Below are 6351 nucleotides of genomic sequence, written 5' to 3' on the forward strand. Positions count from 1 at the left end.
CTTTCATATAGAAGGAGATCCTTTTTGTTTTCGTAATAAAAGGGTTTGTTCAACGGCCCATTTTTGATGATCGTGAAGGAGAAGTTCGACAGCAAGTAAAGGAGACATTCACCTTAGAACATGATCATCCTCACAGTTTTCAGTTTGTTTCTGCACCATGTTCGCAATATAAAAGAACCCGTCATTTAAATAATATATATCTTCCTTTTCTGCATAAAAATATCGAGCCGCATTACCAATATATTGATTAATTTCAATTGCCCATCCTAATTCCTCTAGTAGTTCACGGTGCAAACACTCTTCTTTTGTTTCATTACCTTCCATACCACCACCAGGTAAAAAGTAACGGTCTCCTTTTTGGATAACAGCAATCATTGAAGAAGATGAATGGAAAATAATCGCATAACAACTAGGTCTTAATACATAATGAGCTGTAGATTTTTTCAAGCCAAACGTAAGTTTTGAAATCATAAAACACGACCTTTCTCTATAAAATACATAAAAGAGATATTAAGGTAAATAAAGAATGGTATAAGTATAATCTTAATAGATTGGAGTGGTAACAACATGATAAATCGAAAATGTTCAAGGTGTAAAGAGATAACAGGTACGCTGCACGGTGGTAAAAAAATTAAGGAAGAATTTTTATGTGAAGATTGTCTTCAAAAAGGAATTGAGAGCGGGGAAATCGAATTATCACAAGTGGAGCAAGAAAAAACTTCGTATCTTTCTATAAAAATATTAAAAATAATGAGTGTTATTTATTTAATAGTATCTATTATAACCCCTTTTTCTGCTGGAGCATTTATACAGGATCCAGGGCTTGGTGGAATATCCTTTTCAATAACAGGTGCAGTTGGTGTTATGATAATTGGATTGATATTCCAGTCTGTTCTTGTATTTTGCGGGATATGGGTATTCATCCTATTAGTAGAAACAGTCATTAAAATATATGAAAAAATGAAGTGAGTGAGAGGGAGAAACATATGCGAGTTAGAAACATCCAAGGGGAAGATTATGTAAAGATTAATTCTGTTTTAAATGATTGGTGGGGCGGGAGAGATATGTCTGCTATGTTGCCAAAACTGTTCTTCGTTCATTTTCAAGAAACGAGTTTTATCATTGAAGAAGATGGCGAGACGTTAGGTTTTTTATGTGGATTTTTTTCACAAACATATAAAGATGAAGCATACGTTCATTTTATCGGTGTAAATCCGAAGTATAGAAGAAGAGGAATCGCATCAACATTGTATTCTTATTTCTTTGATGCCGCTCGTGCAAATAACCGTAAAGTTGTAAAAGCAATTACGTCACCAATTAACAAAAAGTCGATACAGTTTCATCAAGAAATCGGTTTTCGGATTGAGGCTGGGGACGATGAGGTAGAGGGTGTATCGGTACATACAAATTATGATGGGAACGGCGGTAGTAGAGTATTATTTTTAAAAAATGTATAAAAGTAGGCTAGCTTAACGTTAGCCTTTTTGTTGTGAGGAGATAATAATATGGAGAGTAAACAAAGTAGAAATGAATACATACGACGCATTTACAAAGTACAAGATTATATAGAATCACACATAGATGATTCACTTTCAATTGAAGAGCTGGCGGATGTAGCAGGATTTTCAAAGTTTCATTTTCATCGTATTTTTAAGGGGATAGTAGAGGAGCCATTATCACGGTATGTAAACCGATTAAAATTAGAAAGAGCAACAAATTTACTTACATACCGTTTGGATATGACAATTACACATATTGCGTATCACTTCGGATTTACAGATTCCGCAGTTTTCTCCCGTACATTTAAAAATTATTACGGAGTAAGTCCGTCGCAATATCGAAACGATAATAGCAAGAATTGCAAAGACGTAAGGAGAGCTTCTCAATACAATGAGTGTAAGAAGGTTCGAGGAAATGTTGAAATTGTAACAGTGGACGATATAAACGTCGCATACATAAGACATATCGGTACATATGAAGAGTTAACGATAGCTTTTCCAAAAATGATAGAGAAATTATTTCATTACGCAGCGGAGGAAAACTATTATGTATTTGAGAATACGAAAGTATTAACCATTTACCACGACCATCATGAATTTACTGAGGACAACCATTTAAGAACTAGTTTATGTATAACAATTCCGGATGAATCCGCAGTAGAAACGAGCGACATTGGAATAATGGTAATACCTTCTGGAAAGTATGCGGTAGGTCATTTTGAAATATTCCAAGATGAATATAAAGGAGCATGGGATTTCTTATACGGTGAGTGGCTTCCCAATAGCGGATATAAACCGAGAGATTCATATCCTTTTGAAATGTATAAAAATGACCCAAGGCAGCACCCAGAAAATAAACATATAGTTGATATATATGTACCTATCGAACCTTTTTAATCATTGATTAAGGGGGAAGAACAATGCAAACTGCTGAAAAGCTAGAGTGTATTATAAAAGAAGAATACAAAAATAGTAATGGTATGTTAGTAGTACAGAAAGGTAATGTTATTTTTGAAAACTATTATAACGGTCACGGTCCAAATGATGCATTTCATATAGCGTCAGTTACAAAAACGATAATCTCTGCTTTAATTGGGATATGTATAGATAAGGGCTATATAAAAAACGTTGATCAAAAAATAATAGAATTTTTCCCAGACTATAATTGTAATTCATCTGAAATAACAGTGCGGCATCTACTTACTATGACAGCTCCATACCCTTATGCAGATTGGCAGGAACCGCTAGAAGAATTATGTACGCAAGAGGATTGGGTACAGTATACACTTAATAGAATGGGGAATGGCGGAGAAATCGGATCTTTTAAATACTCATCTGCAGGAGCTCATGTACTATCAGCAATTATTACGAGCGCAACAGGAAAAGGTGCCCGTGAATTTGCGAATGAATACTTATTTCAGCCACTCGGCATGAGAGAAATTCCAAACTACAATATGAAAGCATTTGGATTTGATGACTTATTCGGAAAAGATGTAAAGGGATGGGTTCATGATCCAAATGGTATTTCGATAGGCGGCTGGGGACTAACGTTAACAGTTAAAGATATGGCTAAGTTTGGACAGCTATATTTGAATGAAGGTATTCATAATGGAAAACAGATACTATCAAAATCATTGATAAAAGAATCGACAACAATGAACCAAAATCAATACGGTTACTTATGGTGGTTACGAGAAGAGGATGGAATCTTTTCATACTGTGCAATGGGCGATGGTGGGAATGTGGTTTGCTGCGTACCAGAGAAGGAACTGGTGGTGGCGATTGCTTCTGAGGTTATACCGAATGCAGGAGATAGATGGGAGTTAATTAAAGAGTGCATATTTCCTTATTTAAAAGATTAATATGGTTATTTTTATAAAAATAAGAATGAAAGTTTTAGTTAAACTTGTTTTGTTCTTCATGATAGAAAAAAGTGTTGTATTAACCAAGTTGAGCAACTAAGATTAGAAAACTTCAACACCTATACGATTATTGAATAATTGCAAGGTGTTGAAGTACTTTATAATTTGTTTAGGTACTCTTAACTATTTTTTAACTTTTTGATGTATTAGATACATCATGCCAAACACAATTACCAGCAAGATAAATTTAATTAATTCCATTAGGCTAATATCCCATTTTGTTTCTACTCCATCTGTTAAATAAAATACATTGAACATGCCATGTAAAATTGCAGGTGTTATCACAGAACGGCTATACTCTCTTGTATACGTCAAAATTATAGATAATATAAATAATAACGAGAGATAGCTTAATATTCCTACAAACCATAATTCATAGTTTTTATAAAGGATTGATACTGGTAAATGCCATAAAGACCAAAGTGATGCAGTAATGATTGCTGTTTGTTTTAATGAATATTTTTTTCGTAAATGGTAATGGAAATTTCCACGCCATATGATTTCTTCTAAAAATGCAGATAAAGCAGCAATTGTAAGGCCAATGAGTAGGAGAAGTCCCAATTCATTATAATGATTAAATAAGAATTTTATATTATAAATATAAAAATAGAGATGTAGACATAGCCCTAGAATTATTGGGATTAAAATGGAGAAAATCAAAGTTCTTATTTTTGGACGTGAAATTCCAAATGTATGAACTATTTTTTGTTTCTTATATAATTTCTGATATAAAATAGCAGCTAAAAGCGGAATAACCATCGTAAACCCCAAGTAATTACGACCATTTTCTATGTTCAGTAAGATTATATATACAAGCGATGTAAGGCAATACATACATAATGTTGAATGATAAACTATGTTTCTATTTATATTTTTCACCTACTTACATGTATAAGTGATTAATCAAATATCCGATATTTTAATTATATATGAAATGGAAATTACATATGTTGAACTTGTAGAAAAAGTTAGACTAACCCCGTAACTTTTATGAGCAAAAAATCGTTTAACAAAAGAAAGGATTTTCAATCACGAATGGGGGAGAACAATGAAGATTCTAATTCTAGGTGGTACACGATTTTTAGGAAGAGCTTTTGTAGAAGAGGCTTTAAAAAGAGGGCATGAAGTTACATTGTTTAATCGCGGAACGAATAAAGAAATTTTTCCTGAAGTAGAGCAGTTAATTGGTGACAGAAATGATGATGTTTCAAGTTTAGAAAATCGAAAATGGGACGTTGTCGTAGATACGTGTGGATTTTCTCCGCATCACATTAGAAATGTTGGAGAAGCCTTACGGGATAATATAAAGCATTATATATTTATTTCAAGTCTTTCCGTATATAAAGATTGGATTCCGCCTCATATAAAAGAAGATTATATATTACAACCCGAACCAACGGGTGATCAAATAAAGACTGTGGAGAATGGTGAAGTTTCTCCTTATGAGTATTACGGTGCGCTGAAAGTATTGTGTGAAAAAGAAGCAGAGAAGTATTGGCCAGGGCGTGTTTTACACGTAAGAGCAGGACTTCTTTCAGGGATGTTTGATTATACAGATCGGCTTCCATACTGGATTGGGCGTGTAGCAAAGGGAGGAGAAGTGTTAGTTCCAGGAAGAAAAGACCGTCCAGTGCAGATAGTTGATATAAAAGACGTGGCAAACTGGGGAATAAACATGGCAGAAAACAATAAAGCAGGTACATTCAATGTAACAGGTCCAAGTTATGAATTGACGATGGAAGAGCTATTAAATACTTGTAAAAAGGTTACGAATAGTGATGCTGCATTCGTTTGGGTAGATGAATCGTTTTTGAATGAATATAAGGTGCAGCCTTGGACAGAGATGCCACTATGGCTTCCTGAAACATTTTCATTAGAAGGTGAGACGAAGCCGTGGAAAGGTGGTTTTTCTATTAGTATTGAAAGTGCTGTTAAAGAAGGACTTACTTTTAGAAGGTTAGAACATACAGTTACAGATGTGTATGAGTGGATAAAGAGTGTGGATGAATGGGAATTAAAAGCAGGTATTTCAATTGAAAGAGAAAAGGAGCTGTTAGATAAGTGGAATGACACAAAGCAAGTGTAAATAAGAATTCTATGAAAACAGGACTCTGTCTATTGGTTAAACAGAGTCTTAATATTTATCTACCATTCAAACGGTTCTTCCCCATATATTTCCCATAACCTAGGAAACATCTTTTTCAAACCTTCTTTGTCATCTTCAGTCCAGTCAAACTCAATATCTATATCGTCGAATTTTTCATTGGACAAGACGTGATAAAGCGTAAAGTAAGTATATCCTTGTAATGATAAAAAATAAGTGAAATTATCGGAAAGTTCAAAACTTATTGAATGAAATAGAGAAATTTAGTAACCTTATTTGTACAGCACATACATAATAGTTTTATAGCGATTTTTAAATAAAGTATAGGGGGAAATCGGTGTGGATCTAACATTTAAAGTTGAAGAAGCATGTTTTAACTACCGCGTCGGAGCAATTTGTAAACATACTCATTCTGCAAGGTGACGGTGAAGATTTTTGGTATGTACCAGGCGGAAGAGTGAAAATGCTAGAAAATAGTGAAGATGCATTAAAACGAGAGCTTGCAGAAGAAGTGGGTGTTCCTATTAAAGTGAAGAGATTAATATGGTCAGTAGAAAATTTCTTCACCCTTTCTGAGCGAAAGTTTCATGAAATTAGTTTTTACTATGAAGTAGAGCTGAAACAATTACCTGCAAATGGGGCGGATCAATATATTCTGAATGAAGAGGGTAGAACATATATGTTTAAGTGGGTACCGATAGAAGAATTAGATACATATAACTTACAGCCAGCGTTTATAAAAGATAAAGGTAACTACTCAGCTTCCTCACGGAAGCTTTTTTAATTTTACTAGTTTCATATGCCTCTCATTTGTAAATACTGAGTA

At 34.0% G+C, this 6351-nt stretch carries 6 protein-coding genes and 3 pseudogenes; 6 read left to right on the forward strand and 3 right to left on the reverse strand.

The window, feature by feature from the left end:
• Positions 1-3: 3 nt before the first annotated feature.
• Positions 4-471 (reverse strand): annotated as a pseudogene (locus JDS99_RS13030) (NUDIX hydrolase).
• A 96-nt stretch (positions 472-567) separates the two neighbouring features.
• Between JDS99_RS13030 and JDS99_RS13035 the strand changes: the two are divergent.
• The 4 genes from JDS99_RS13035 to JDS99_RS13050 are packed head-to-tail and all read left to right on the forward strand — an operon-like array spanning position 568 to position 3361.
• Positions 568-969 (forward strand): DUF3980 domain-containing protein, encoded by a 402-nt coding sequence (locus JDS99_RS13035; RefSeq protein ID WP_088063851.1) that lies wholly within the window; start codon positions 568-570, stop codon positions 967-969.
• A gap of 17 nt (positions 970-986) precedes the next feature.
• Positions 987-1457: a GNAT family N-acetyltransferase gene (locus JDS99_RS13040; protein ID WP_060487240.1), complete on the forward strand. Its 471-nt coding sequence runs from the start codon at positions 987-989 to the stop codon at positions 1455-1457.
• Between the two features lie 48 nt (positions 1458-1505).
• A complete protein-coding gene (locus JDS99_RS13045) occupies positions 1506-2396 on the forward strand; it encodes an AraC family transcriptional regulator (RefSeq protein WP_088063850.1) in 891 nt (296 codons plus the stop codon).
• Positions 2397-2419: 23 nt separating this feature from the next.
• Positions 2420-3361, forward strand: a complete 942-nt coding sequence (locus tag JDS99_RS13050) for a serine hydrolase domain-containing protein (RefSeq protein WP_199695193.1) — start codon at positions 2420-2422, stop codon at positions 3359-3361.
• Positions 3362-3544: 183 nt separating this feature from the next.
• Here JDS99_RS13050 and JDS99_RS13055 read toward each other — a convergent pair whose 3' ends face one another.
• Positions 3545-4300, reverse strand: coding sequence for a CPBP family glutamic-type intramembrane protease (locus tag JDS99_RS13055; RefSeq protein ID WP_199695194.1), 756 nt, complete (start codon positions 4298-4300; stop codon positions 3545-3547).
• Between the two features lie 169 nt (positions 4301-4469).
• Between JDS99_RS13055 and JDS99_RS13060 the strand changes: the two genes are divergently transcribed.
• Positions 4470-5507 carry an SDR family oxidoreductase gene (locus JDS99_RS13060; RefSeq protein WP_199695195.1) on the forward strand — a complete coding sequence of 346 codons (1038 nt, stop codon included), beginning with the start codon at positions 4470-4472 and terminating at the stop codon, positions 5505-5507.
• A 59-nt stretch (positions 5508-5566) separates the two neighbouring features.
• On the opposite strand, the pseudogene JDS99_RS32765 reads toward JDS99_RS13060, so the two are convergent.
• Positions 5567-5716 (reverse strand): annotated as a pseudogene (locus tag JDS99_RS32765) (DUF4240 domain-containing protein); the annotation flags it as partial.
• A gap of 148 nt (positions 5717-5864) precedes the next feature.
• Here JDS99_RS32765 and JDS99_RS13065 point away from each other — a divergent pair.
• Positions 5865-6309: pseudogene (locus JDS99_RS13065) on the forward strand (NUDIX hydrolase).
• Positions 6310-6351 lie beyond the last annotated feature (42 nt).

Origin of the sequence: Bacillus cereus group sp. N6 (assembly GCF_016483705.1) — a bacterium.
In the GTDB taxonomy this organism is placed as follows: Bacteria; Bacillota; Bacilli; order Bacillales; family Bacillaceae_G; genus Bacillus_A; species Bacillus_A wiedmannii.